Origin of the sequence: Rubellimicrobium roseum (assembly GCF_006152145.1) — a bacterium.
Classification (GTDB): Bacteria; Pseudomonadota; Alphaproteobacteria; order Rhodobacterales; family Rhodobacteraceae; genus Rubellimicrobium; species Rubellimicrobium roseum.
This window is the reverse complement of sequence record NZ_VDFV01000002.1, coordinates 187,514-211,379: the sequence shown is the minus strand read 5'-3', so window position 1 is coordinate 211,379 and position 23,866 is coordinate 187,514. Positions and strand designations below refer to the sequence as shown.

23 protein-coding genes are annotated in these 23,866 nt (G+C 70.6%); 10 read left to right on the top strand and 13 right to left on the bottom strand.

Translation table 11 applies throughout. The features are described from left to right. Nucleotides 1-144: 144 nt before the first annotated feature. The 7 genes from lptB to FHG71_RS03410 form a co-directional block, all read right to left on the bottom strand. Nucleotides 145-939 (bottom strand): LPS export ABC transporter ATP-binding protein, encoded by a 795-nt coding sequence (gene lptB, locus FHG71_RS03440; RefSeq protein ID WP_139080214.1) that lies wholly within the window; start codon nucleotides 937-939, stop codon nucleotides 145-147. Then, a complete protein-coding gene (lptA, locus tag FHG71_RS03435) occupies nucleotides 936-1,415 on the bottom strand; it encodes a lipopolysaccharide transport periplasmic protein LptA (RefSeq protein WP_139080213.1) in 480 nt (159 codons plus the stop codon). The genes lptB and lptA overlap by 4 nt, the downstream gene beginning before the upstream one ends. After that, nucleotides 1,412-2,044, bottom strand: coding sequence for an LPS export ABC transporter periplasmic protein LptC (gene lptC / locus FHG71_RS03430; RefSeq protein ID WP_139080212.1), 633 nt, complete (start codon nucleotides 2,042-2,044; stop codon nucleotides 1,412-1,414). The genes lptA and lptC overlap by 4 nt, the downstream gene beginning before the upstream one ends. Nucleotides 2,045-2,049: 5 nt before the next feature. Beyond that, nucleotides 2,050-3,021 carry a KpsF/GutQ family sugar-phosphate isomerase gene (locus FHG71_RS03425; RefSeq protein ID WP_139080211.1) on the bottom strand — a complete coding sequence of 324 codons (972 nt, stop codon included), beginning with the start codon at nucleotides 3,019-3,021 and terminating at the stop codon, nucleotides 2,050-2,052. Next, complete coding sequence (locus tag FHG71_RS23925) at nucleotides 3,011-3,622, bottom strand: ribonuclease D (protein WP_139080210.1); 612 nt, start codon at nucleotides 3,620-3,622, stop codon at nucleotides 3,011-3,013. Before FHG71_RS23925 ends, FHG71_RS03425 begins: the two co-directional genes overlap by 11 nt. 102 nt (nucleotides 3,623-3,724) lie before the next feature. Then, entirely contained in the window at nucleotides 3,725-5,557 is a 1,833-nt protein-coding gene (gene treZ / locus FHG71_RS03415; protein ID WP_139080209.1) for a malto-oligosyltrehalose trehalohydrolase, read from the bottom strand. Between the two features lie 93 nt (nucleotides 5,558-5,650). After that, nucleotides 5,651-6,169 (bottom strand): GAF domain-containing protein, encoded by a 519-nt coding sequence (locus FHG71_RS03410; RefSeq protein ID WP_139080208.1) that lies wholly within the window; start codon nucleotides 6,167-6,169, stop codon nucleotides 5,651-5,653. A gap of 200 nt (nucleotides 6,170-6,369) precedes the next feature. Between FHG71_RS03410 and FHG71_RS03405 the strand changes: the two genes are divergently transcribed. Continuing rightward, nucleotides 6,370-7,149, top strand: coding sequence for a histidine utilization transcriptional repressor HutC (locus tag FHG71_RS03405; protein ID WP_139080207.1), 780 nt, complete (start codon nucleotides 6,370-6,372; stop codon nucleotides 7,147-7,149). A gap of 5 nt (nucleotides 7,150-7,154) precedes the next feature. Here the strand turns inward: FHG71_RS03405 and hutU are convergent, their stop codons facing one another. From hutU to hutI, 4 genes are read right to left on the bottom strand one after another with little or no spacing between them, the layout of a single operon-like run. Next, nucleotides 7,155-8,852, bottom strand: a complete 1,698-nt coding sequence (gene hutU / locus FHG71_RS03400; protein WP_139080206.1) for a urocanate hydratase — start codon at nucleotides 8,850-8,852, stop codon at nucleotides 7,155-7,157. A gap of 11 nt (nucleotides 8,853-8,863) precedes the next feature. After that, complete coding sequence (gene hutG, locus FHG71_RS03395; RefSeq protein WP_139080205.1) at nucleotides 8,864-9,664, bottom strand: N-formylglutamate deformylase; 801 nt, start codon at nucleotides 9,662-9,664, stop codon at nucleotides 8,864-8,866. Further along, nucleotides 9,664-11,196: a histidine ammonia-lyase gene (hutH, locus tag FHG71_RS03390; RefSeq protein WP_139080204.1), complete on the bottom strand. Its 1,533-nt coding sequence runs from the start codon at nucleotides 11,194-11,196 to the stop codon at nucleotides 9,664-9,666. The genes hutG and hutH overlap by 1 nt, the downstream gene beginning before the upstream one ends. Further along, complete coding sequence (gene hutI, locus FHG71_RS03385; RefSeq protein ID WP_139080203.1) at nucleotides 11,193-12,398, bottom strand: imidazolonepropionase; 1,206 nt, start codon at nucleotides 12,396-12,398, stop codon at nucleotides 11,193-11,195. Before hutI ends, hutH begins: the two co-directional genes overlap by 4 nt. A 444-nt stretch (nucleotides 12,399-12,842) precedes the next feature. Here hutI and FHG71_RS03380 point away from each other — a divergent pair, with 444 nt between their 5' ends. Further along, entirely contained in the window at nucleotides 12,843-13,310 is a 468-nt protein-coding gene (locus FHG71_RS03380) for a GNAT family N-acetyltransferase (RefSeq protein ID WP_176559266.1), read from the top strand. Nucleotides 13,311-13,325: 15 nt separating this feature from the next. Here FHG71_RS03380 and FHG71_RS03375 read toward each other — a convergent pair whose 3' ends face one another. After that, nucleotides 13,326-14,084, bottom strand: a complete 759-nt coding sequence (locus FHG71_RS03375; protein WP_139080201.1) for an SIR2 family NAD-dependent protein deacylase — start codon at nucleotides 14,082-14,084, stop codon at nucleotides 13,326-13,328. Between the two features lie 200 nt (nucleotides 14,085-14,284). On the opposite strand from FHG71_RS03375, the gene FHG71_RS03370 reads away from it, so the two are divergent. The 8 genes from FHG71_RS03370 to phoB all read left to right on the top strand — a co-directional run bounded on the left by FHG71_RS03370 (nucleotide 14,285) and on the right by phoB (nucleotide 22,793). Beyond that, nucleotides 14,285-15,277 (top strand): sensor domain-containing diguanylate cyclase, encoded by a 993-nt coding sequence (locus FHG71_RS03370; RefSeq protein WP_176559265.1) that lies wholly within the window; start codon nucleotides 14,285-14,287, stop codon nucleotides 15,275-15,277. 137 nt (nucleotides 15,278-15,414) lie between these two features. Continuing rightward, the gene (locus FHG71_RS03365; RefSeq protein WP_139080199.1) at nucleotides 15,415-16,377 is read left to right on the top strand and encodes a TIGR03885 family FMN-dependent LLM class oxidoreductase; all 963 of its coding nucleotides are present in this window, start codon (nucleotides 15,415-15,417) and stop codon (nucleotides 16,375-16,377) included. A 294-nt stretch (nucleotides 16,378-16,671) separates the two neighbouring features. Then, a complete protein-coding gene (locus tag FHG71_RS03360; RefSeq protein WP_139080198.1) occupies nucleotides 16,672-17,709 on the top strand; it encodes a substrate-binding domain-containing protein in 1,038 nt (345 codons plus the stop codon). A gap of 69 nt (nucleotides 17,710-17,778) precedes the next feature. Continuing rightward, entirely contained in the window at nucleotides 17,779-19,203 is a 1,425-nt protein-coding gene (gene pstC, locus FHG71_RS03355) for a phosphate ABC transporter permease subunit PstC (RefSeq protein ID WP_139080197.1), read from the top strand. Then, nucleotides 19,200-20,558: a phosphate ABC transporter permease PstA gene (gene pstA / locus FHG71_RS03350; protein WP_139080196.1), complete on the top strand. Its 1,359-nt coding sequence runs from the start codon at nucleotides 19,200-19,202 to the stop codon at nucleotides 20,556-20,558. Before pstC ends, pstA begins: the two co-directional genes overlap by 4 nt. An 11-nt stretch (nucleotides 20,559-20,569) precedes the next feature. Beyond that, nucleotides 20,570-21,367 (top strand): phosphate ABC transporter ATP-binding protein PstB, encoded by a 798-nt coding sequence (pstB, locus tag FHG71_RS03345; protein WP_139080195.1) that lies wholly within the window; start codon nucleotides 20,570-20,572, stop codon nucleotides 21,365-21,367. Nucleotides 21,368-21,378: 11 nt separating this feature from the next. Then, on the top strand, nucleotides 21,379-22,101 hold the full coding sequence (phoU, locus tag FHG71_RS03340) for a phosphate signaling complex protein PhoU (RefSeq protein WP_139080194.1): 723 nt from the start codon (nucleotides 21,379-21,381) through the stop codon (nucleotides 22,099-22,101). Further along, the gene (gene phoB, locus FHG71_RS03335) at nucleotides 22,098-22,793 is read left to right on the top strand and encodes a phosphate regulon transcriptional regulator PhoB (RefSeq protein ID WP_281281937.1); all 696 of its coding nucleotides are present in this window, start codon (nucleotides 22,098-22,100) and stop codon (nucleotides 22,791-22,793) included. Before phoU ends, phoB begins: the two co-directional genes overlap by 4 nt. 107 nt (nucleotides 22,794-22,900) lie before the next feature. Here phoB and tal read toward each other — a convergent pair whose 3' ends face one another. Further along, nucleotides 22,901-23,866 (bottom strand): transaldolase, encoded by a 966-nt coding sequence (gene tal / locus FHG71_RS03330; protein ID WP_139080193.1) that lies wholly within the window; start codon nucleotides 23,864-23,866, stop codon nucleotides 22,901-22,903.

The following is a 23,866-nucleotide window of genomic DNA, read 5'->3' as shown; positions in this document are numbered from 1 at the left end:
TCCTCGCGTTGCGCCGGCGACCCCGGGGGGCGGCCGGTCGATGATTGCCGTTCGGGGGCCGGCGGACGGGTCGCCCCGCTTCTCCGGCCCTTGCTTCGGGCCCGTTGCCGCGGCCCTTCGCCTCTCTGCGCTCCGGCGTCAAGGTCATGGGCCGCGTCGCCCTCCCACAACGCCCAGGCCCGCGCTGCGCACGGGCTCGCCGAAGCTCTGGCCCAGGTAGACGCGGCGCACCGCCTCGTCGCGCACCACCTCGGCGGCGGTGCCGGACATGAGCACGCGCCCGTCGTGCAGGATGTAGGCCCGGTCCACGAGGCCCAGCGTCTCGCGCACGTTGTGGTCGGTGATGAGCACCCCGATCCCGCGGTTCTTGAGCCCCTCGACCAGCGTGCGGATCTCGCCCACCGCGATGGGGTCCACGCCGGCGAAGGGTTCGTCCAGAAGGACATAGGACGGCCGCGCCGCAAGGCATCGCGCGATCTCGACCCGCCGCCGCTCGCCCCCCGACAGCGCGAGCGCGGGCGCGCGGCGCAGGTGGGCGATGCCGAACTCGGACAGCAGCTCCTCCAGCCGCCCGCGCCGGGCCGAGCGGGGCTCGGACAGCTCCAGGATGGCCAGGATGTTGTCCTCGACCGACAGGCCGCGGAAGATCGACATCTCCTGCGGCAGGTAGCCCAGGCCCAGCCGGGCGCGCCGGTACATCGGCAGGCCCGTCACGTCCTGCCCGTCGAGCAGCACCTGCCCGCCCTCGGGCGTCACGAGCCCGGCGATCGAGTAGAAGCAGGTGGTCTTCCCCGAGCCGTTGGGCCCCAGGAGCGCCACCACCTCGCCGGGGCCGAGGTCCAGGCTCACGTCGCGGATCACCGGCCGGCGGCGGTAGCTCTTGCGCAGGCCCCGGACCGACAGGCCCCTGAGGGCGGGGGGCTCGGGCGCCGGGCTCATGGCGCGGCCTCGCGGTTCAGGAGGGTGCGGACGTTGCCCTCGACCTGCGCGGTCCCGGCGGCGAGGTCCACCACCATCCGGTCGGCGGAGATCGCGCTTTGACCCTGGGTGAGCAGCACGTCGCCCGTGAGCGTCAGCGTCCGCGCGGTCAAGTCATAGTCGGCCTCCCGCGCCTCGGCGGCCTCGGTGGGTGTGGCGAGCGTCACGCCGCCCGAGGCCAGGAGACGGGCGATGGCCTGCGTCGCCTCGTCGTAGCGCACCTCGACCTCGGCGGCGCTCAGGCGCAGGTCGCCCTGGCCGATCACCACGTTGCCCGTGAAGACCGCCGCGCCCGTGGCCTGATCCACGGTCAGCGTCTCGGAGGTGACCTCGACAGGGGCTGAAGGGTCCGTGGCAAGGCCGCCGAGGGCCACGCTCTGGGCCGGCGCCGCGCCGGGAGCGAAGAGAAGCGCGAGAAGAACGGCGCGCAGGGTCATTCGATGGCCTCGGCAGTCGGGTCTGAAGGAAGATATAGCAGGCGGACGCCCTCGTTGAACACCAACCGTGCGCCGTTCCCGTTTCCGCGCGTCAGAGCCATGCGACCCGCCTCGATCGTGCCGAAGGGCGCCGTCGCCGTGACCGGCCCCGTTTCGGCTGTTCCGGTGGCCAGGTCCGCGGTTGCCTCGGCCGTCTCGACCGTGATACCGGTCGCATCCTCGACATGAACGCCCCCGCTAAGGCGCAGCCGCTGCGCGGGCCCGTTGACCTCGCCCGTCCCCGCCGTCAGCGTGGCGACGTCCCGGGCGCCCCCGGTCTCCAGCCGCGGGGCATCCAGGGCGTAGACGTCCGCGCGGCCCTGCAGGGGAATGAGCCGATCCGCCGACAGCACCACCGTGGTGCCGTCGGGCGCCACCCCCGCGAGCCGTGGCTGGTCGATGCGGGCGTCGCGGGCGATCTCTTCGATGCGGGCGAAGGGAATCTCGCCCGGCTGCCCGGGCTCGCGGGCGAGGAGGAACAGGGTGGACAGGAGCGCCAGGGCCGCGAGCGGCAGGAGCACCTTGGCCCAGGCGATGACGCGGGTCCGACGGCGAAAGGGGATGCGGGGCGGGAGGCCGGGCTCGGCCATGGCCGTCAGCCCAGGCCCGCGCGCAGGCAGTCGTGGATGTGGAGCAGGCCTTCGACGCGCCCCGGCGCCTCGGGGTCCACGACGAAAAGGCAGGTGATGCGCCGGGCGTTCATCAGGCCCACCGCCTCCTCGGCCAGCCGGTCGGGACCAATGGTGAGCGGGCTGCGGGTCATCACCTCGCCCGCGCGCCGGGTCAGGAGCCCCTCCATGTGGCGCCTCAGGTCGCCATCGGTGACGATGCCGGACAGCCGCCCCACGCCGTCGGTCACTCCCGCGACCCCAAAGCCCTTCTGGCTCATGACGAGGAGCGCCTCGGACATGGGCGCATCCTCCGGCACCAAGGGGACGGCCTCGCCGGTGTGCATGAGGGAGCGGACTTTGGTGAGCCGCGCACCCAGCCGTCCGCCGGGATGGAAGTCGCGGAAGTTCTCGGGCGTGAAGGCCCGTGCCTCCATCAGCGCGATGGCCAGCGCGTCGCCCAGCGCGAGCATCATCGTCGTCGAGGTGGTGGGCACCACGCCGATCCCGCAGGCCTCCGGGAGGCTGGGCAGCAGCAGGGCCACGTCCGCGCGACGCAGGAGCGAGGACTCGGGCCGCCCTGCGACCCCGATGAGCGGAATGCCGAAACGGCGCGTGTGGGCCACGAGGTCGGCCAATTCCGGCGTCTCGCCCGAGTTCGAAAGGCAAAGCACCACGTCGCCCTTCAGCATCATCCCGAGGTCCCCGTGCGAGGCCTCGGCCGGATGGACGAAATGCGCGGGCGTGCCGGTCGAGGCAAAGGTCGCCGCGATCTTGCGCGCGACGTGCCCCGACTTGCCCATGCCCGAGACGATCACCCGGCCACGGGCCGCCAGGATCGTCTCCACGGCGCGGGCGAAGCCACCGTCCAGCGTCTCGGCCAAGGCGAGGAGCGCCTGCGCTTCCTCCCGGATCACGCGGGCGGCGGTGGCCTGGGCGCGAGGAAGGTCAGTGGGCAAAGATGTCCACCTCGGGCCAGCCGGCGACGTCGAGCCGCGCCCGCATCGGCAGGAAGTCGAAGCAGGCCTGTGCCATCTCGGTGCGGTCCTCCCGCGCGAGAAGCTGGTCGAGCGCGCCGCGGAGCCGGTGAAGGTACAGGACATCCGAGGCCGCGTAGTCGAGCTGCGCGGGCGTCAGCTCCTCCGCGCCCCAGTCCGACTGCTGCTGCTGCTTGGAGATGTCGACGTTCAGCAGGTCCTGCAGCAGCGCCTTGAGCCCGTGCCGGTCGGTGAAGGTCCGTACCAGCTTGGCCGCGATCTTGGTGCAGTAGACCGGCTGCGCCAGCACCCCGAAGGCGTGGTCGAGCGCCGCGATGTCGAAGCGCCCGAAGTGGAAGAGCTTGAGCACGTCCGGGTCGGCCAGCATCCGGCAAAGGTTCGGCGCCTCGGTCTGGCCCTTGGCGATTTGTACAAGGTGGCAGTGGCCGTCGCCCCCCGACATCTGCACGAGGCAGAGCCGGTCGCGCCCGGTCACCAGCCCCATGGTCTCGCAGTCGATGGCCACCACGGGCCCGAGATCCAGGCCGTCCGGCAGGTCGCCCTGATAAAGATAGTTGGCCATGGAGGTCCCGTCCGTCCGTTGCGAGGCAGGCCCTGAGCTACGCGCGCCGGGCGTGGGGGTCAATGCGGGTGGGCCGCGACCGCCAGTCCGGGCGCGCCCGGCTCAGGGCGTTTCGAGGTAGACCGCCACGAAGGGAGGCATGGCCTCGGCCCGCGCGTCATCGCCGATCATGAAGATCCGCTCGCCTCGGGCCGGGAGCAGCGCGCGGGGAATCGCTCCCAGATTGGCCCGCAGCTTCAGGAGCGCTCCGTTCAGCCGCCAGTCCACCGCCAGCGCCCCGTCCTCGTGGGACAGCACCGTTCCGCAGCCCGGTTCCACCCCCGCGAGATGCGGCACGATCCGCTGGCGCCGAAGCCCGAGCAGCGCCCGCACCTCGGCCAGCTCCGCCTGACCTTCAGGGCCTGCGCGGCGGCTCCAATCGAGCTTCGAGGCCAGGAAGGTGCTTTCGGCGTTGGGATCGGGGATATGGGCCAGCCCTTCGTCCCCGGTTCCGGCAAAAGCCGCGAAACCCGCGAACTCCCGCCGTCGCCCTTCGCGCACAGCGTCCGCGAGATCCCCACGGTAATCGGTGAAGAAGCAGAAGGGCCGCGTCTCGCCATGCTCCTCTCCCATGAACAGCAGGGGCACGTGCGGCGACAGCAGCAGGATCGCCCGCAGCGCCCGCAGCATCGGAGCGCCCGTTAGCGCCGCGAGCCTCTCGCCATAGGCGCGGTTGCCGACCTGGTCGTGGTTCTGGAGGAAATCCACGAAGGCGTCGGGCTGAAGATGCCCGCTCGGACGCCCGCGCGGCTCGCCGGTCTGGGGAGCAACCTCGCCCTGATAGGCGAAGCCCTCGGCCAGGGCGCGCGCGAGAAGCTGCCAGTGGTCGCGCGCGAAGTCGCCGTAGTAGCCTTCGCTCTCGCCCGTGGCGACGACATGGGCGGCGTTGTGGAAATCGTCGTTCCATTCCGCGGTATAGAGGGGCACCGCCCCCCCGGGCTCCCGCTCGTGAAGGTAAGTGACGTTGCGGTTGTCCTCGGTCGTCAGGTGGATGGGGCGGTCGGTGATCTCGGCCCGGACGCGCCGGGCCAGTTCCACGAGGATCTCGGGGTCGGACCCGTCGCGCACATGGTCGATGGCGTCGAGCCGCAGACCGTCCAGCCGGAACTCGGTCAGCCAACAGAGGGCGTTCTCGACGAAGAAGCGCCGCACCGGGTCGCGGCCGTAGGCGATGGCGGCGCCCCAAGGGGTGTGGCGGGCGCTGTCGAAGAAGTCCGGGGCGTAGAGGCCCAGGTAGTTCCCCTCGGGGCCGAAGTGATTGTAGACCACGTCAAGAAGCACCATCAGCCCTTGTGCATGCGCCTCGTCCACCAGCGCGCGCAGGTCGTCGGGCGAGCCATAGGCGTTGTGGGGCGCGTAGGGCAGGACTCCGTCATAGCCCCAGCCGCGGGACCCCGGAAACTGGCCCACCGGCATGATCTCGATCGCGGTGATCCCGACCTCGGCCAGATCCCGGAGCCGGCCGGCCGCGGCCGCGAGTGTGCCCTGGGGGGTGAAGGTGCCGATGTGCAGCTCGTAGAGGACTGCTTCCTCCCAGGGCCGGCCCGCCCAGGGCGTGCGCCAGCGATAGGTGCGGGGGTCCACGACGAGCGAGGGCCCGTGCACGTCCCCTGCCTGCGCCCGCGCGGCCGGGTCGGGCACCGCCGTTCCGTCGGGCAGCACGAAGAGGTACTCCGCCCCGGGACCGATCTCGGATGTCACGAGCTCGAACCATCCCTCGCCCTCAGGCTCCATCCGGCGGTCGCGTCCGCCGCTGCGCAGATGCAGCGAGTCGGCGGCGGGTGCCCAGAGCCGGAACCGGGTGCTCCCGTCCCCGAGCACGAACGCACCCCAGTTCGTAGGGAAGGCCGAGCTGTCGCGAAGGGCTGGATCGTCAAGGCGGGACAGGGTCGTCATCAGACCTCCGGAGGACACGCGCCGTCCAACCTGCGAAAGGGGCCGTTGTTCCGGGCCTCCCGGGACGACTTCGGGCCCGGGGGATGACACCGTCTAGTGGAGGGCCTCGCTTGAGAGCCGGTCAAATTCGCGCTCGGCCAGCGCCCCCATGGCTTCGTCGGCCATCCGCTCCAGCTCGGCCCGCTCCTCCGGCCCGAGGTCGCGAGGATGTCCATCGAGAAGGCAGAGCGCCCCGAGCCGGGCCTGCCGCACGTAGGTCAGGGGCGCGCCGGCGTAGAAGCGCAGGAAGGGGGCAGCCTTCACCAGGGAATGGCCGGCGAAGTCGGGATCGAGCAGGGCGTCGGGCACCACGAAGGCCCGGTCGCCCCGGATCGTGCGGTCGCAGAACTGTCCGAGCCGGGGCGCCTCCCGCAGGTCCGTGCCCGCCCGCGCTGCGACCACGACCCGATCCTCGGCCACCAGCGTGATCAGCGCCATGGCGGTCCCGAAGCGTGCCCGGGCGCGCTCGCAGACCGCCTGGAACTCGGCCGGGGCGGGCGAGGTCAGCAGGCCCGTCCGGCGCAGGGCGCGAAGGCGTTCGGCTTCCAGGAAGGTGTCGGACGTCATGATCATGGCGTTCTTGTCCTTGGCCCCTGCGGGGCATCGCGGCTTCGAAGGCCATTCAACCGGCCTGGGCGCCCCAGGTTCCGCCCTTGCCTCTGGGTCAGAACGTCGCTGGCCACGGCGTGTCGCGGCACGCACGTCAAAGGGGCTATCCCGGGCACAGGTATAGACCTAGAATCGCGCCATTATCGGGTCGTCGGCAGGGATGCATGACCGGGGAAGACAACTTGGTTCAGGGCAGACCGGAGACGCCGTCCGGCAAGAGCCCGCGCGCCACCCATCACGAACGCATCCTGTCCGAACTGAAGGGTCGGATCCTGTCGCGCGAATGGCCGCCCGGCTTCCGCCTGCCCTTCGAGACCGAGCTCGCCGACCGCTACGGCGTGTCTCGCATGACGATGAACAAAGTGCTGGGCCAGCTCGCGCGCGAGGGGCTTCTTGTGCGTCGGCGCAAGCTCGGCACCTTCGTCGCTGCGCCGCGTGCCCAGGCGGCCGTGATGGAGATCCACGACATCGAGGCCGAGGTGCGTGCGCTGGGCCTCCACTACGCCTTCGCGCTCGACCGGCGCGAGCTGCGGCCGGCCACCCCGCTTGAATGCGACGACGCGCGGATCGACCCCGTGGTCGGGTGGCAGGTCCTCTTCGTGCGGGGCGTCCACCTGGGCGCGTCCGAGCCCTTCTGCCTGGAAAGCCGCATCATCAACCCGCTCGCCGCCCCTGGGGCGCTCGACCAGGATTTCTCGCGAGAAGGGCCGGGGCGGTGGCTCCTCAAGGAGATCCCGTGGACGGCGGCCGAGCATCGCATTCGGGCCGTCAGCGTCCATGGAGCCGAGGCGCGGCTTCTGGGCCTGCGTAGCGACGAGGCCTGCCTTGAGATCCTGCGCCGGACCGAGATCGCCGGGACTTGGGTGACGCTGGCGCGGCAGATCTATCCCGGCAGCCGCCACCAGCTCCTGGCCCGCTTCTCGCCTGGCTCCGCCGAAGGGTGACGCACTCAGGGGCCCAGGATGCCGGGCAGGCGCAGGCCATGCGTGCGGGAGCAGGCCCGGGCATCCTCGTAGCCCGCGTCGGCGTGACGCCAGACGCCCGAGGCTGGATCGTTCCAGAGCACCCGCTCCAGCCGGCGCGCGGCCTCGGGGGTGCCATCGGCGACGATCACCATGCCCGCGTGCTGGCTGTAGCCCATCCCGACGCCGCCCCCATGGTGCAGCGACACCCAGGTCGCCCCCGAGGCGGTGTTGAGCAGCGCATTCAGGAGCGGCCAGTCCGACACCGCGTCCGAGCCGTCGCGCATCCCCTCGGTTTCGCGGTTGGGGCTGGCCACGCTCCCCGAGTCGAGGTGGTCGCGGCCGATGACGATGGGGGCCTTCAGCTCGCCCGAGGCTACCATCTCGTTGAACATGAGGCCCGCCCGGTGCCGCTCGCCCAAGCCGATCCAGCAGATGCGGGCGGGCAGGCCCTGGAAGGCGATCCGCTCGCCCGCCATGTCGAGCCAGCGGTGAAGCCGGGCGTTGTCCGGGAAGAGCCGCTTCATCGCGGCGTCCGTCCGACGGATGTCCTCCGGGTCGCCCGACAGCGCCACCCAGCGGAAGGGCCCGATGCCCCGGCAGAAGAGCGGGCGGATGTAGGCCGGCACGAAGCCCGGAAAGGCGAAGGCGTCCTCCAGCCCTTCGTCCCTGGCCACCTGCCGGATGTTGTTGCCGTAGTCGAGCGTGGGCACGCCCGCCCGCCAGAAAGCCAGCATCGCCTCGACGTGCCGGCGCATCGAGGCGCGCGCGGCGGCCTCGACCGTCGGGGGGTCCGTCTCCTGCCGCGTTCGCCAGTCGCCCACGCTCCAGCCCGCCGGGCAGTAGCCGTGCAGCGGGTCGTGGGCCGAGGTCTGGTCGGTCACGATGTCGGGCCGGCCGTTGGGCATCGGTTCCCCCGCGGCCATGCGGCGGGCGATCTCGGGAAAGACCTCGGCGGCGTTGCCGAGGAGGCCTACGGACTTCGCCTCGCCCTTGGCCGTCCAGTCGCCGATGAGCGCCAGGGCCTCGTCCAGCGTGCGGGCCTTGGCGTCGAGGTAACGGGTGCGCAGGCGGAAATCGATGCGCGTCTCGTCCACCTCGACCGCGAGGCAGCAGGCCCCCGCCATCACGGCGGCGAGCGGCTGCGCCCCCCCCATGCCGCCCAAGCCCCCGGTCAGGAGCCAGCGTCCCGTGAGGTTCCCGCCGTAGTGCTGTCGGCCCGCCTCGGCGAAGGTCTCGTAGGTGCCCTGCACGATCCCCTGCGTGCCGATGTAGATCCAGGATCCGGCCGTCATCTGGCCGTACATCATGAGCCCCTTGCGATCGAGCTCGTTGAAGTGCTCCCAAGTCGCCCATTTCGGCACGAGGTTCGAGTTCGCGATCAGCACCCGCGGCGCGTCCGGATGCGTCCGCACGATCGCCACCGGCCGCCCGGACTGCACCAGCAGCGTCTCGTCGGCCTCCAGGTCCCGCAGCGCGTCGCAGATGCGGTCGAAGTCGTCCCAGGTGCGCGCCGCCCGCCCGATGCCGCCATAGACCACCAGCTCGTGCGGGTTCTCGGCCACGTTGGGGTGGAGATTGTTCATCAGCATCCGCAGCGCCGCCTCGGCGAGCCAGGTCTTGCAGCTCCGCTCGGGGCCGGTGGGCGGGAAGATGTCGCGGAGGTTGTGGCGCGGATCTGACATGACAGCCCCTTTCAGGTTCGGGCGAGCGAGGGAGCGAGCGCGACAATCGCCGACAGGATCCCAGTCAGGACGGGCCGCAGCGCGGCGGCCTTTTCGGGGTCGAGCGCAAAGGGGGGTGACTCGGCAGCGAGATGGGAGGCTTGGGCCAGCTCCATCTGGATGGCGTGGACCCCCTCGGAGGGGCGGCCATGGTGGCGCACGGTCCAGCCGCCCCGGAAGCGGCCGTTCAGCACCCAGCTCCGGCCCGAGGCGCGGGCCACGGCCACAACGGTCTCCTCCAGCGCGGGTGCGCAGGTCCGCCCGCCGTCGGTGCCGATGTTGAGGTCGGGCAGGACGCCCGGAAACAGCCAGGGGATCTCGGAGCGGATCGAGTGGCAATCGTAGAGGATCGCCACCCCGAGACTTTCCCGCACGCGCACGATCTCGGCCGCGAGCGCGGCGTGGTAGGGGCGGTGAACCCGCTCGCGCCAGAGCGCCCGGTCCGCCTCGGCGGGCTCTTGACCCGGTTGCCAGATCGGCACGTCGTCGAAGGTGGCCTCGGGGATAAGCCCGGTGGTGGTCTGGCCGGGATAGAGGCTGCCTCCCGCAGGGTCGCGGTTGAGATCGATCACGTAGCGGTGGTGGGTGGCGGCGACCACCGTCACCTTGGGCAGGAGGCCCTCGTAGAGCGCATCGACGTGCCAGTCGGTGTCGCGCAGAACGCGCCCCTCGTCGTTGAGGCGGTCAGCCACCGCAGGCGGCAGGTGGGTGCCGACATGGGGTAGGCTCAGGATCAGTGGCCCTGCGCCGCGCCGGACGACCACCGGCTCCATCAGGAGAGCCCCGGCAGGAGGTCGGCGCCCGTGGCCTCCAGCGCGCCTTCGGCCACCAGCGCGCCGGCGGCGGCCATGTCGGGCGCCATGTAGCGGTCCTCGCGCAGCGGGGCGATGCGGGCTCGGATCGCCGCCAACGCCCGTTCCAGCCGCGGCGAGGTGCGCAGCGGCGCCCGCAACTCGATCCCCTGCGCGCCCATCATCGCCTCGACCCCCACGATCCAGTAAAGGTTCTGTGTCATGGCGAGGAGCCGCCGCGCTCCATGGCAGGCCATGGACACGTGGTCCTCCTGGTTGGCCGAGGTGGGCGTGGAGTCGACCGAGGCCGGATGGGCGAGCTGCTTGTTCTCGCTCATCAGCGCGGCCGTGGTCACCTCGGCGATCATCAGGCCCGAGTTCAGGCCCGGCTCGGGCGTGAGGAACCCCATCAGGCCGAAGTTCAGCGCCGGGTCCACCAGCAAGGCGGTCCGCCGCTGCGAGATGGACCCGATCTCCGCCACCGCGAGCGCGATCTGGTCGGCGGCGAAGGCCACGGGCTCGGCGTGGAAGTTGCCGCCCGAGACGACCGAGCCGTCCTCCAGCACCAGCGGGTTGTCGGTGGCGGCGTTGGCCTCGATCTCCAGCGTGGTCGCCGCCTGCCGCAGCAGGTCGAGGCAGGCTCCCGTGACCTGCGGATGGCAGCGCAGGCAGTAGGGGTCCTGCACCCGCTCGTCGCCTTCGCGGTGGCTGTCGCGGATGGCCGATCCGTCGAGCAACGCCCGCAGCGCTTGCGCCACGTCGATCTGCCCGCGATGGCCGCGCAGCGCGTGGATTCCTTCCGCGAAGGGCGCCGTGGAGCCCATCGCCGCGTCCGTGGACAGTGCCCCGGCCACCACCGCCGCGCGCAGGGCGCGCTCGGCCCGGAACAGGCCCGCCAGCGCCAGCGCCGTCGAGACCTGCGTCCCGTTGATGAGCGCGAGCCCCTCCTTGGCGGCCAGCACCACGGGCTGGAGGCCGGCCGCCTCCAGCGCCGCCCGTCCCGCCATCCGCCGCCCGGCAAAGACCGCTTCGCCCTCGCCGATCAGCACGGCCGTCATGTGGGCGAGGGGGGCCAGATCGCCCGAGGCGCCAACCGAGCCCTTCTCGGGGATGATCGGAACCACGTCGCGCGCCAGCATCTCCTCCAGCAGGCGCACCACCTCGATCCGTACCCCCGAAGCGCCGCGCCCGAGCGACACGAGCTTGAGCGTCAGGATCAGGCGCACGACCGCTTCGGGCAGCGGCTCGCCCACACCGCAGCAATGAGACAGGATCAGGTTGCGCTGGAGCGTCTGGAGGTTCGCCGCCTCGATCCGGATCGAGGCGAGCTTGCCGAAGCCGGTGTTCACCCCGTAGACCGGCGCGCCGCCCGCTGCGACCTCGGCAATGCGCCGGGCCGCGCGCTCCACCGCCCCAAGTGCCGCAGGATCGAGCCGCGCCCTGCGCCCCTGCCAGTAGACGGCGGCCAGATCGGGCAGGAGCACCGATCCGGGGGTCAGGAGGGCAGGGGTCATGGGGCGATCTCTCCCTGGAAGATGCGGGCGTGGAGCGGGTTGAAGCCGATCCTGTTGACGAGGAGCGCCGGGCTTTCCACGTCCCAGAGCGCGAGGTCGGCCGACAGGCCCGGCGCGATTTGCCCCGTCAGGCCCGACAGTCCCAGCGCGCGCGCCGCATGGGAGGTGACGCCCAGGAAGCATTCGGCCACGGTCATGCGGAACAGCGTCGCCCCCATGTTCATCGCCAGCAGCAGTGAGGTCAGGGGCGAGGTGCCGGGGTTGCAGTCGGTGGCCAGCGCCATGGGCACTCCGGCCGCGCGAAAGGCCGCGACGGGCGGCGCCTTGGTCTCGCGCAGCAGGTAGAAGGCGCCGGGCAGCAGCACCGCGACCGACCTGGCGGCGGCCAGCCGCGCGGCATCCTCCTCGGTCGCGTGCTCCAGATGGTCGGCCGACAGCGCCCCGAAGCGCGCGGCGAGCGCCGTCCCGCCCGAATGCGAGAGCTGCTCGGCGTGGAGCTTGACCGGCAGCCCGAGCCGCCGGGCGAGGTCGAAGAGTGGCGCGATCTCCTCGGGCGCGAAGGCGATGCCCTCGCAGAAGGCGTCCACGGCGTCGACCAGTTCCTCGGCTGCCGCGCGTTCCAGCCCCGCCATCGCCACCTCGCGCAAGTAACCCTCGCGATCGCCTGCGTACTCGGGCGGCAGGGCATGGGCGGCGAGCCAGGTGGTGCGCACCCGCACCGGGCGCCGCTCTGCCAGCCGCCGCGCCGCGCGCAGCATGTCGAGTTCGGCCTCGACCGACAGCCCGTAGCCCGACTTGATCTCGACGGTCGACACGCCCTCGGCCAGCAGGTGGTCGAGCCGGGGCAGCGCTGCCGCGACCAGCCCTTCCACGTCCAGCGCCCGCGTCGCCCGCATGGTCGAGGCAATGCCCCCGCCGGCCCGGGCAATCTCCTCGTAGCTGGCGCCGTCCAGCCGCATCTCGAACTCAGCGCTGCGATCGCCCCCGTGAACCAGATGGGTGTGGCAGTCGAGAAGGGCAGGCGTCAGAAGCCGCCCTTCGCAGTCGACGACTCGCTGGCCGCACCGGGGCAGCGCCAGGCCCAGGGCGGTGATCCGCCCGCCTGCCGTCTCGACCTCCAGCGCGCCGGGCGCGGGGGTGCGGCCGATGCTTCCATCGGCGGTCATGATTCGCGCGTTGGTCCAAAGCGTCACATCGGTCATGGTCCGCTCCTCGTAGGCCGGACGGCGCCATGCCTCCTGCGCACCGCAGGTGGACAAGCGGCTTGGCGTTTCATGTATAGACATGAAGATGGAACCCTGGGAAGTCCCTGTGAGGGGCGCCGAGCCGTCGCGGCCCGGGTGGCGAGGGAAGTCAGAAGGCCGGGTGCAGGCTGAAGCGACCGGGTTCTACCGCCGACAGGACCCTCCACCGGACCTGCACGGCTCGGACCTGCTGACGGAATTATATCCGGGGGCCCGCCGCTTGGCCGGCAGCCATATCTCCAAGGCAATGCTGCGTTGCGGAATCGGCGTTTGTGGCGGTTGGCGCGGCACCTTATCTGACGAACATCCGACATCCTCCCAGGTCCACGACAGACCATGCCCGGCGCCGCACTGCTCTCACCATGTCCCTATCCGTTGCGCCTTCTGGACGAGCATGAAGACTTGAGCCTTCTCCGTTCGCAACTGAAGGTGCACTACCGGAGCCTCGGCCCGCGCTCGCGGCGCCTGCGCTTCCTGGGAGAGCCTTCGACCGAGGCGCTCGACCGGCTGGCCGACCGGGCGGATCCCGAGCTGGTGCTCGAACTCGTCGAGGAAGGCGCGGTCCGCGCCGTGCTCGAGGCCTATGCGACCTCGCCCGGCCATGTCGAGGTCGCCATCTCGGTCGAGGATGGCTATCAGGGCCGTGGCCTCGGGCGCGCGCTCTTCGAGGAAGGGCTGGTTCTCCTGGCCTCGCGCGGGTTCCGCACGGCCGATCTCGTCTGCCTGCGCGAGAACACCGCCCTGCTGCATCTGGTCAGCCGGGCCGGCGCCCGGCTGCGCATGGAGGGCGGCGAGGTTCACATCTCCATCGAGCTCGGCCAGGTGCTCGACCACGTGCGCGGCGCGGAGCCCGGTCCCGCTGCCCAGTAAGCCCGGCTGGCCCTGTCAGAGCCCCGAGCCCGACCAGGCGGCCATCCACCCCGTCACAATCTCGTCCAGCTCGCCCACGACCTTCGCGGCCGGCTTGAAGAGGGTGCGGTCGAACTGCCGGGGCATGACCATCCCGGGCACGAAGTTCTCCGGCGCCACGGGTTCGAGGTTGTTGAGCACCTTGCGGCACGGCAGCCGCTCGGCAATCTGCCCGATCGGGACCACGGCGCCATCCGTGCCGATCACCACGAGCACGTCGTCGCGGCCCAGCGCGCCGAGAATCTCGGACATGGGCTTGTAGAGCGGTGCCGGTTCGTTGAAGAACACGACGTTGGGCTTGACCCGGTCCCGCGACCCGCAGGTGGGGCAGCGCTCCTCGGAGGGGTCCCAGGCCTTCGGCCCGATGTCCCAGACCGACCCGCAAGCCAGGCACCGCATCTCGCTCAGGACCCCATGGACGTGCAGCACGTCCCGGGCTCCGGCCCGTTCGAGCAGGTCGTCGATGTTCTGCGTGATCAGCGTCGTCCGGAAGCGCGTCTGCCAATTGGCCAGCAGGCGGTGCATGGGGTTGGGCTGCACCTCGGCCAGCGCCGCGCGGCGGGCGTTGTAGAAGCGATGAACGCTCTCGCGATTGCGTTCCCAGGTATCGTAGTTGCAGACCTCGTCGATGGAGTGGTTCTCCCAGAGGCCGTCAGCCCCCCGGAAGGTCGCGATCCCGCTGTCGGCCGAAAGGCCGGCGCCGGAAAAGACGACCAAGTGTCGTTGATGGGGCATCGCATGTCCTCGTCCCAGGCCTCCCGGACCATACAGCTTCGTGGGCCGGGCGGGAGGCCCGTCGGCGCGACCGGGCGAAAGGGGCCAGTCGCGAGAGTCCCGATCTAGGGCATTAAGGATTTCGCAAGGGGCGACGGGTTAGAGACAGGATGATCGATCCCGAACCGGCCCGTTCGAACCTAGCGCGCTTCAGGAGTCCCATGCCCTTCCTTTCGACCCTCAAGCTGACGGACGAGCCGGGTCGTCTGACGGCGCTGCGGCGCTATGGGGTGCTCGACACGGACCCGGAAGCCGACTTCGAGGATGTCGTCGACCTGGCCAAGGCCGTCTTTCAGGTGTCCTGCGTGGCGATCAGCTTCATCGACGACCGCCGCCAGTGGCTCGGGGCCTCCCGCGGGCTGGGCGTGACCGAGATTCCTCGGTCCATGAGCCTGTGCCACCACACGATCCAGCAGCCCGGGACCTTGGCCGTCGACGACCTGACGCGGGACCCGCGCTTCGCCTCCAACCCCTTCGTGCTCGGCGAGCCCGGGCTCCGGTGCTATCTGGCCACTCCCCTGCGCTCGCCCGATGGTTACAACTTGGGGACCCTCTGCGCGATGGACGGCGCGGCGCGCCAGTTCGGCCCGTCCGACATCGCGATGATGGAGCGCCTCGCCCGGCTGGTCATGTCGCACTTGGAACTGCGCACCTTGGCCCGGCGGGACGGGCTGACGGGGGCCATGACGCGGCGCAGCTTCGAGGCCGAGCTGCAGCGGGCCACGCAGGGTGACCGTGGCCATCGGCGCATGGCGCTGATCCTGCTGGACATCGACCACTTCAAATCGGTGAACGACCGCTTCGGGCATCTCGCGGGGGACGACGTCCTGCGCGAGGTGGCCCGGACGCTCCAGGAACGCCTGGGGCCGGGCGACGCCCTGGGACGCCTGGGCGGCGAGGAGTTCGCTCTGCTCCTGCGCCGGGCCGAGCCCGATCGCGCCCGAAGCGTCGCCGAGGAGATTCTTGGAGCGGTCCGCGATCTCGACCTGCCGGTCGGCCAGGTAACGGCAAGCTGCGGGGTGGCCGTCTGGCCCCCCGGACGCGCCACGCATCGCGATTGGATCGGGGCCGCCGACACCGCCCTGTATGGCGCCAAGGCCAGCGGCCGCGACCGGCTTTGCCTTGCCGGCCCGACCGATCTCCTGGGCTGCTGAAGCAGGGGGCACACCGGAACGCAGGGTGGCGGCTCGCCAAGGGACGGGTGGGGCAGGGCCGTCGGGCCTGCGCGTCCTTGCGCTCGGAACCGGCCGGAATGGCCTTGGGTTTGTCCGGTCGTCAGGAGGAACACACCATGGCCCGTATCGGCTATCACGCCTCGCACGAGCAGTTCCCGCCCTCCGAGCTGCTGCGCCTCGTCGAGACAGCCGAGCGGGCGGGTTTCGACGCCGCCAAGTGCTCGGACCATTTCCGTCCCTGGGGCGGGCAACAGGGACACTCGGGCTTCGCGTGGTCCTGGCTCGGCGCCGCGCTGGCGCGGACGGCCTTTCCCATCGGTTCGATCTCGGCGCCGGGCTACCGCTACCATCCGGCCATCCTTGCGCAGGGGGTCGCTACCTTGGCCGAGATGTTCCCCGGCCGTGTGTGGCTGGCGCTGGGCAGCGGCCAGCGGCTCAACGAGGATGTCATGGGGGTCGTCTGGCCCGAGAAGGCCGAGCGCAACGCCCGCCTCGCGGAATGCGCCGACATCATGCGCCGGCTCCTTCTGGGCGAGAGGGTGTCCCACCACGGCCGCGTCACCGTCGTCGACGCCGAGATCTACTCCCGCCCTTCGACGCCTCCGCCCCTGCTGGGCGCGGCCGTCACCGAGGCCACCGCCGAGGCCGTCGGCGGCTGGGCCGATGGGCTCCTGACGGTGAGCGGCGAGCCCGACCAGGTCCGCAAGGTCGTGGAGGCCTTCCGGCGCGGGGGAGGGGAAGGCAAGACGCTCGTGATGCAGGTCGGGATGAACTGGGCGCCCACGGAAGACGAAGCCCGCCAGGGCGCTTGGGAGCAGTGGCGCACCAACGTCCTGGGCGGCGAGGTCAACTGGGAGCTGCGCACGCCCGAGCAGTTCGAGACGGCGACCCGCCACGTCCGCCCGGAGGACGTAGCCGAATCGATCCTTGTCTCCTCCAGCCTTGACCGCCACGTGGACTGGATCGGGCGCTACGTCGAGCTGGGCTTCGACGAGATCTACCTCCATCAGGTCGGTTGCAACCAGGACGCCTTCCTCGACACCTTCGGGACGAGGGTCCTGCCGCAACTCCGCCCGTAGCGGAGCCTTCGGTCCCGGCACCTTGCTCGGGCCGCAAGCCCGAGTCGGCTTGCCGGAGATGGCCGAGCCCGACCGAGCCGTCTCCCGAGAATCAGATCGGACGCTCGGCCTCTCACTTCCGGAGAGCGCAGATGACCTAGGGTCAGTGTCGCTCCATCGGCGGCTCGGAGCGTCATTTGTCATGAAACTATTACATGGCTGTTACATGAGCATCGCTGTGCGGCCTTAGGGAGTGCTCCCAAGGGCCGGCGACCTGCCTCTCCGGCCCACAAGGGACAAACAGGAGCTTCCCCCATGTTTCACGTGAAACACCCGGCCACGGCCCTCGCGCTCGTCCTCGCGGCGACGCCGGCGCTCGCGCGCGACAACGTCCAGGTCGCTGGGTCCTCGACCGTCCTGCCCTATGCCACCATCGTGGCCGAGGCCTTTGGCGAAAACTTCGACTTCCCGACCCCGGTCGTCGAGGGCGGCGGCTCGGGCGCCGGCCTCGCGCGCTTCTGCGAGGGCGTGGGCGAAAACCAGATCGACATTGCCAACGCCTCGCGCGCGATGCGTGCGGGCGAGTTCGAGACATGCCAGGCCAACGGCGTGACCGACATCATCGAGGTCCGCATCGGCTATGACGGGATCGTCTTCGCGTCCCAGAAGGACGGTCCCGCCTTCGCCTTCACGCCCGAGCACTGGTTCAACGCCCTGGCCGCCCAGGTCGTGCAGGACGGCCAGGTCGTGGCCAACCCCTACACCAACTGGTCGCAGATCGACCCGGCCCTGCCGGACCAGGAGATCCTTGCTTTCATCCCCGGCACCAAGCACGGCACCCGTGAGGTGTTCGAGGAGCGGGTCATGGCCGCGGGCTGCGAGGCCACCGGCGCCCTGGAAGCCTTCGTCGCCTCCGGCATGGACGAGGACGCGGCCGAGGACGCCTGCCTCGCGCTGCGCACCGACGGCGTGTCGAACGACATCGACGGCGACTACAACGAGACGCTCGCCCGACTCGAAGCCAACCCGACCGGCATCGGCGTGTTCGGCCTGGCCTTCTACGAGAACAACACCGACAGGCTGCAGGTCGCGACAATGTCGGACGTGACCCCGTCCACCGAGTCCATCGCCACCGGCGAGTACCCGGTTTCGCGCCCGCTCTTCTTCTACGTCAAGAAGGCCCATATCGGCGTGATCCCTGGCCTCAAGGAATACGTCGAGTTCTTCGTCTCCGACGATCTCGCCGGTCCGGACGGCCCGCTGGCCGAGTACGGCCTCGTCTCCGACCCCGAACTGGCGTCCGTTCAGCAGACGGTTGCCGACGAGACCGCGATGGCCGCCCCGGCCGAGTGATCTGACGCTCTCCCGGGGCCGGCGCGCCGTTGCGGCACGCCGGCCCCTTTTCCCATTCGAGTGATCCCTATGCCTCTTGGCTGGCTTTTCCTCCTCGTCCTCCTCATCGCCGCCCTGGGCTATGCCCTGGGGCGCCGGCGTGCGCTCGCCGGCGCAGGCGGCAACCTACGGGCGATGCACTCGCTGCCCGGCGCCTATGGCTGGAACGTGGCCATGGCCGTGCTTATTCCCTCGCTCATCATGCTGGCGCTCTGGACCGCCCTCGCGCCCTTCGTGCTCGACCGCATGGTCGCGCCACTGATGGCGGGGCAGGAGGGCGAGATCTCCCTCCTCATGAGCGACGTGCGCCGCGTGGCCGATGGGCTCGTGCGGCTGGGCGAGGATGTGAGCTCCGTGCAGGCCGAGGGCCTGCGGGACCGCCTGGCCGAGGTCGGCGTCGCCGTGGGCCAGGACGTGTCGGATGCCACCCTGGCCGCCGCGGCGCGCTACGACGTGCTGAGCGCGCGTTCGGGCTGGGCGCTCACGGTTCTCGTGCTGGCCATCGCCCTGGGAGCGGCCGCCTGGTCGCTCCGCCGCATCACGCCCGGCCTGCGGGCCCGCAACGAGGTCGAGACCGCCATCCAGGGCCTCCTGATCGCCGCCGCCCTGGTCGCCATCGCGACCACCGTGGGCATCGTGCTGGCCCTCATCTCCAACACGATCCGCTTCTTCCAGGTCTATCCCGCCTCCGACTTCTTCTTCGGCGCGACCTGGAGCCCGTCCTTCGGGGGCGGATCCGAGCTGGGCATCCTGCCGCTCGTCTGGGGCACTCTTTATATCTCGGCCATCGCGTTGCTCGTGGCGGTGCCGCTGGGCCTCCTTTCGGCCGTCTACCTGTCGGAATACGCCAGCAAGCGCGTGCGTGCCTGGGCCAAGCCCATGCTCGAGGTCCTGGCCGGCATCCCCTCCATCGTCTACGGCCTCTTCGCGCTGCTGACGGTAGGACCTGCGCTCCTCGTCGTCTTCGGTGACGGAGGCCTGGGCTGGATGCAGGGCGGCACGGCCGTCATCACCGCAGGCCTCGTGATGGGCATCATGCTCATCCCCTTCGTCTCCTCGCTGTCGGACGACATCATCAACGCTGTGCCGCAGGCCATGCGCGACGGCTCGCTGGGCCTGGGCGCGACGCCCAGCGAGACGATCCGCCAGGTCGTCCTGCCCGCGGCGCTGCCGGGCATCGCGGGAGCCGTGCTCCTCGCCGCCTCGCGCGCGATCGGCGAGACCATGATCGTGGTGCTGGGCGCCGGCGCCGCGGCGCGGCTCTCGCTCAACCCCTTCGAGGCGATGACCACGATCACCGCCAAGATCGTGAGCCAGCTCACCGGCGACCAGGACTTCACTTCGCCCGAGGCGCTGGTGGCCTTCTCCCTCGGCATGACCCTCTTCGTGGTCACGCTTTGCCTGAACATCCTCGCGCTCTGGATCGTGCGCCGCTACCGGGAGCAGTACGAATGACCGACCTCCCCGCCGCCGGGGCCATCCCCGTCACTCCCAGCCCGAGCCGCTCGATCCTCGAGACCGACGCCCGCACCCGCGCCCGCAACCGGGCCGAGGCCCGCTTCCGCGCCTATGGGCTCGGCGCGCTGCTCGTCGGCCTGATCTTCCTGGTGCTGCTCCTGGGCTCCATCCTGTGGAACGGCATGGGCGCCTTCACGCAGACCCAGGTCACGCTTCCCATCGAGCTTCTCGAATCCGAGCTCGACCCCGAAGGGACCCGCGATCCGGCCGTGATCGGCGAGGTTTCGACCTTCGGCTACAACGACCTGATCGAGGCCTCGCTCGCCCGCGTCGTCGCGGATGCGGGCGTGCAGACCGAACTCGACGCCGGCGACCTCACCGACATCCTCTCCTCCGGCGCTGCCGCCCAGCTCCGAGAGGCGGTCCTCGCCGACCCGTCCTTGGTCGGGCAGACGGTGACCTTCGACCTCCTCGCCGCCTCGCGGGTGGACGGCTACGTCAAGGGCCGCGTCACGCGCGAGAGCCTGGCCGACGACCGGAACCTCAGCCCCGTGCATCTCGACGTCGTGGACCAGCTCCGCGACGCGGGCTTCGTTTCCCGCGGCCTCAACCTCGACTTCATCACCGGTGCCGACGCCTCCGAGAAGCGGCCCGAGGAGGCCGGGATCGGCGTCGCCATGATCGGCTCCTTCTACATGATGCTGGTGGTTCTGGGACTGTCGCTGCCCCTGGGCGTCGCGGCCTCGATCTACCTTGAGGAGTTCGCCCCCAAGAACCGCCTCACCGACCTCATCGAGGTCAACATCGCCAACCTCGCGGCCGTGCCCTCCATCGTCTACGGGATCCTGGGCCTCGCCGTCTTCATCCAGTTCGCGCATCTGCCGCAGTCCGCGCCGCTGGTGGGGGGCCTCGTCCTCACGCTGCTCACGCTGCCCACCATCATCATCGCCACCCGCGCCTCGCTCAAGGCGGTGCCGCCCTCGATCCGCGACGCCGCGCTGGGCGTGGGGGCCTCGAAGATGCAGGCGGTGTTTCACCACGTCCTGCCGCTCGCGGTGCCGGGCATCATGACCGGCACCATTATCGGCATGGCCCACGCCCTGGGGGAGACGGCGCCGCTCCTGCTGATCGGGATGGTCGGCTTCGTGGCCTCCAACTACCCCGGCGGCGTGGTCGAGGGCTTCACCTCCCCGAACTCGGCCATGCCCGCGCAGATCTACGAATGGGCCAAGCGCGCCGACCCCGCCTTCTACGAGCGGGCCTGGGGCGGAATCATCGTCCTTCTCGTCTTCCTTCTCCTCATGAACCTCGCGGCCGTTCTGGTGCGTCGCCGCTTCGAACGCCGCTGGTAAGGAGCTACATCATGAATGACATGCGACTGTTCGAAAGGGCCGCGGCCGTGGACGGAGTGAAGATCAGGGCCCAGGGCGTGAATGTCCACTACGGCGCGGCGCACGCGCTCAAGGACGTGTCCGTGGACATCGGCGACCGGCTGGTGACGGCCTTCATCGGCCCCTCGGGCTGCGGCAAGTCCACCTTCCTGCGCTGCCTCAACCGGATGAACGACACCATCCCTGCCGCGCGGGTCACCGGCACCATCGCGCTCGATGGCCAGGACATCTACGACCGCCGCGTCGACCCGGTGCAGTTGCGCGCCAAGGTCGGCATGGTGTTCCAGAAGCCCAATCCCTTCCCCAAGTCGATCTACGACAACGTGGCCTACGGGCCCAAGATCCACGGCTTGGCCAAGAACCGGGCCGAACTGGACGAGATCGTCGAAAAGGCTCTGCGCCGCGCCGCGCTCTGGACCGAGGCCAAGGACCGGCTCCAGTCGCCCGGCACCGGCCTCTCGGGGGGCCAGCAGCAGCGCCTCTGCATCGCCCGCGCCATCGCGACCGAGCCCGAGGTCCTGCTGATGGACGAGCCCTGCTCGGCGCTCGACCCCATCGCCACCGCGCAGGTCGAGGAGCTCATCGACGAGCTCAAGCAGAACTACTCGGTGGTGATCGTCACCCACTCCATGCAGCAGGCCGCCCGCGTGAGCCAGCGCACCGCCTTCTTCCACCTGGGCAACCTCGTGGAGTACGGCGAAACCGGGCAGATCTTCACCAACCCGAGCGACCCGCGGACTGAATCCTACATCTCCGGCCGGATCGGCTGAGAAGGCGCCCCATGAACGAGCAGCACATCCTCAAGTCCTACGACCGCGACCTCGAGGCGATCCAGGCCGCCATCCTCAAGATGGGGGGCCTCGTCGAGGACGCGATCCTCCACGGCGCCGACGCGCTGGCCGCCCGCGACACCGAGGCCGCCGACCGCGTCCGCGCCGGCGACAAGGCCATCGACGGGCTCGAGGAGCACATCAACGAGGAGGTCGCCCGCACCATCGCGCTGCGCGCGCCCATGGCCGCGGATCTGCGCATCCTGCTGTCGGTCCTGCGTCTCGCCGCCGCGCTCGAACGCATCGGCGACTACGCCAAGAACATCGCCAAGCGCGTGGGCGTCCTGGCCGAGGCGCGCGGCATCGAGGGCGCGGACGCCTCGCTCCGCCGCATGGCGCGCGAGGTGCAGGGCATGCTGCGCGACACGCTCGACGCCTTCGTGCGCCGCGACGCGGGCCTCGCGCGCGAGGTGCTGGCCCGCGACGAGAGCGTGGACCAGATGTACAACGCGCTCTTCCGCGAGATCCTGACCTTCATGCTCGAGGACCCGCGCACCATCACCGCCTCCATGCACCTCCACTTCATCGCCAAGAACCTGGAGCGCATGGGCGACCTCGTGACCAACATGGCCGAGCAGGTCGTCTACGTCGTGACGGGCGAGAAGCCCCACGACGAGCGGCCCAAGGGTGACCGCACGGCCTTCATGGGGGCGCCGGAGGCGGGGACACCGTGAGCCGACCCTCGCTGGCGCCGCATGTGCTGGTCGTGGAGGACGAGCCCGCCCAGCGCGAGATGCTGGCCTACAACCTGGAGGCCGAAGGCTTCCGGGTGACCCAGGCCTCGGATGGCGACGAAGGGCTCGCGGCCCTGCGCGACGACCCGCCCGACGTGCTCGTCCTCGACTGGATGCTGCCCGGCGTTTCGGGCATCGAGATATGTCGCCGCCTGCGCGCCCGCCCCGAGACGCGGGCGCTTCCGGTCATCATGCTGTCGGCCCGCTCCGAGGAGGTCGACCGCGTGCGGGGGCTGGAGATCGGGGCCGACGACTACGTGACCAAGCCTTATGCCGTGGCCGAGCTTCTGGCCCGCGTGCGCGCCCAGCTCCGCCGTGTGCGGCCCTCGACGGTGGGGCAGGTGCTCGAATACGCCGACATCACGCTCGACTCCGAGACGCACCGGGTGACGCGCGACGGCAAGGTGCTCAAGCTAGGCCCCACCGAGTTCCGGCTCCTCGCGGTGCTGATGGAGAAGCCCGGCCGCGTCTGGTCGCGCGAGCAGCTCCTCGATCGGGTCTGGGGCCGCGACATCTTCGTGGACACCCGCACGGTGGACGTCCATGTGGGCCGCCTGCGCAAGGCGCTCATGGCCGAAGGCGGAGGCGACCCGCTGCGCACCGTGCGCGGTGCGGGCTACGCGCTGGGCTGAGCGGCGGCTGCCCCGCGTCACCCCGGCAGGTCCCGCAGGTCCGAACGCGAAAGGGGCGGACCCTTGGGTCCGCCCCCGTCATCCTTCATACGGGCCCGTCGGAGCCCTCACTCCGCCGCGGGTGCGACCTTGCCTTGGTCCAGCCGCTCGCGGATGATCTTGCCCAGCTTCAGTGCGTCGGCGTGGAAGTTGCGGATGCCCTCCGCGAGCTTCTCGGTCGCCATGGCGTCCTCGTTCATCTCCCAGCGGAAGCTTTCCTCGGAGATCGGCTCGGCCTGGCCCTGCGCCTGACCGGGCGACAGCCGGCGCGGCAACTCCCCTTGATCCTCCGAAAGCTTGGTCATCAGGTCCGGCGAGATGGTCAGCCGGTCGCAACCCGCCAGGGCCTCGATCTGCCCGGTGTTGCGGAAGGACGCGCCCATGACGACCGTTTCGATCCCGTGCGCCTTGTAGTGATCGTAGATGCGCCGCACCGACAGCACGCCGGGATCTTCGTCCGGCCCGAACGTCTTGCCTTCCTTCTTGGCGTACCAGTCGGTGATCCGCCCTACGAAGGGCGAAATCAGGAACACACCCGCGTCCGCGCAGGCTTTGGCCTGCGCCATGGAAAACAGCAGCGTCAGGTTGCACTGAATGCCCTCGCGCTCCAGCCGCTCGGCCGCGCGGATACCCTCCCAGGTGGAAGCAAGCTTGATGAGGATGCGGTCGCGGCCCACGCCCAGCTTGTCGTAGGCTTCGATGATCGCGTGCGCCTTGGCGACGGAGCCTTCGGTGTCGAACGACAGGCGCGCGTCCACCTCGGTCGAGACCCGTCCCGGCACGATCTTCGCCAGCTCCGCACCCAGGCCCACCGTCAGTTCCTGCGCGATGGTCTCCAGGGCGCCGTCCGACCCGCGGCCCGTGTCCACGGCGCGGGCGAGGTGCTCCTCCATGGCCGGGTTCTGGATGGCCTTGAGCACCAGCGACGGGTTCGTCGTGCAGTCCTGCGGCTGAAGCCGGCGCACCGCCTCGAGGTCGCCGGTATCGGCCACGACGACGGTCATGGACCGGAGTTGCTCGAGCTTGCTGGCCAT

What these genes read in the sequence shown, in the direction of transcription:
- lptB (WP_139080214.1), bottom strand. Translation starts at nt 939, where the DNA reads ATGAGCCCGGCGCCCGAGCCCCCCGCCCTCAGGGGCCTGTCGGTCCGG.
- lptA (WP_139080213.1), bottom strand. Translation starts at nt 1,415, where the DNA reads ATGACCCTGCGCGCCGTTCTTCTCGCGCTTCTCTTCGCTCCCGGCGCG.
- lptC (WP_139080212.1), bottom strand. Translation starts at nt 2,044, where the DNA reads ATGGCCGAGCCCGGCCTCCCGCCCCGCATCCCCTTTCGCCGTCGGACC.
- FHG71_RS23925 (WP_139080210.1), bottom strand. Translation starts at nt 3,622, where the DNA reads ATGGCCAACTATCTTTATCAGGGCGACCTGCCGGACGGCCTGGATCTC.
- treZ (WP_139080209.1), bottom strand. Translation starts at nt 5,557, where the DNA reads ATGACGACCCTGTCCCGCCTTGACGATCCAGCCCTTCGCGACAGCTCG.
- FHG71_RS03410 (WP_139080208.1), bottom strand. Translation starts at nt 6,169, where the DNA reads ATGATCATGACGTCCGACACCTTCCTGGAAGCCGAACGCCTTCGCGCC.
- FHG71_RS03405 (WP_139080207.1), top strand. Translation starts at nt 6,370, where the DNA reads ATGACCGGGGAAGACAACTTGGTTCAGGGCAGACCGGAGACGCCGTCC.
- hutU (WP_139080206.1), bottom strand. Translation starts at nt 8,852, where the DNA reads ATGTCAGATCCGCGCCACAACCTCCGCGACATCTTCCCGCCCACCGGC.
- hutG (WP_139080205.1), bottom strand. Translation starts at nt 9,664, where the DNA reads ATGGAGCCGGTGGTCGTCCGGCGCGGCGCAGGGCCACTGATCCTGAGC.
- hutH (WP_139080204.1), bottom strand. Translation starts at nt 11,196, where the DNA reads ATGACCCCTGCCCTCCTGACCCCCGGATCGGTGCTCCTGCCCGATCTG.
- hutI (WP_139080203.1), bottom strand. Translation starts at nt 12,398, where the DNA reads ATGACCGATGTGACGCTTTGGACCAACGCGCGAATCATGACCGCCGAT.
- FHG71_RS03375 (WP_139080201.1), bottom strand. Translation starts at nt 14,084, where the DNA reads ATGCCCCATCAACGACACTTGGTCGTCTTTTCCGGCGCCGGCCTTTCG.
- FHG71_RS03370 (WP_176559265.1), top strand. Translation starts at nt 14,285, where the DNA reads ATGCCCTTCCTTTCGACCCTCAAGCTGACGGACGAGCCGGGTCGTCTG.
- FHG71_RS03365 (WP_139080199.1), top strand. Translation starts at nt 15,415, where the DNA reads ATGGCCCGTATCGGCTATCACGCCTCGCACGAGCAGTTCCCGCCCTCC.
- FHG71_RS03360 (WP_139080198.1), top strand. Translation starts at nt 16,672, where the DNA reads ATGTTTCACGTGAAACACCCGGCCACGGCCCTCGCGCTCGTCCTCGCG.
- pstC (WP_139080197.1), top strand. Translation starts at nt 17,779, where the DNA reads ATGCCTCTTGGCTGGCTTTTCCTCCTCGTCCTCCTCATCGCCGCCCTG.
- pstA (WP_139080196.1), top strand. Translation starts at nt 19,200, where the DNA reads ATGACCGACCTCCCCGCCGCCGGGGCCATCCCCGTCACTCCCAGCCCG.
- pstB (WP_139080195.1), top strand. Translation starts at nt 20,570, where the DNA reads ATGAATGACATGCGACTGTTCGAAAGGGCCGCGGCCGTGGACGGAGTG.
- phoU (WP_139080194.1), top strand. Translation starts at nt 21,379, where the DNA reads ATGAACGAGCAGCACATCCTCAAGTCCTACGACCGCGACCTCGAGGCG.
- tal (WP_139080193.1), bottom strand. Translation starts at nt 23,866, where the DNA reads ATGGCCAGCAAGCTCGAGCAACTCCGGTCCATGACCGTCGTCGTGGCC.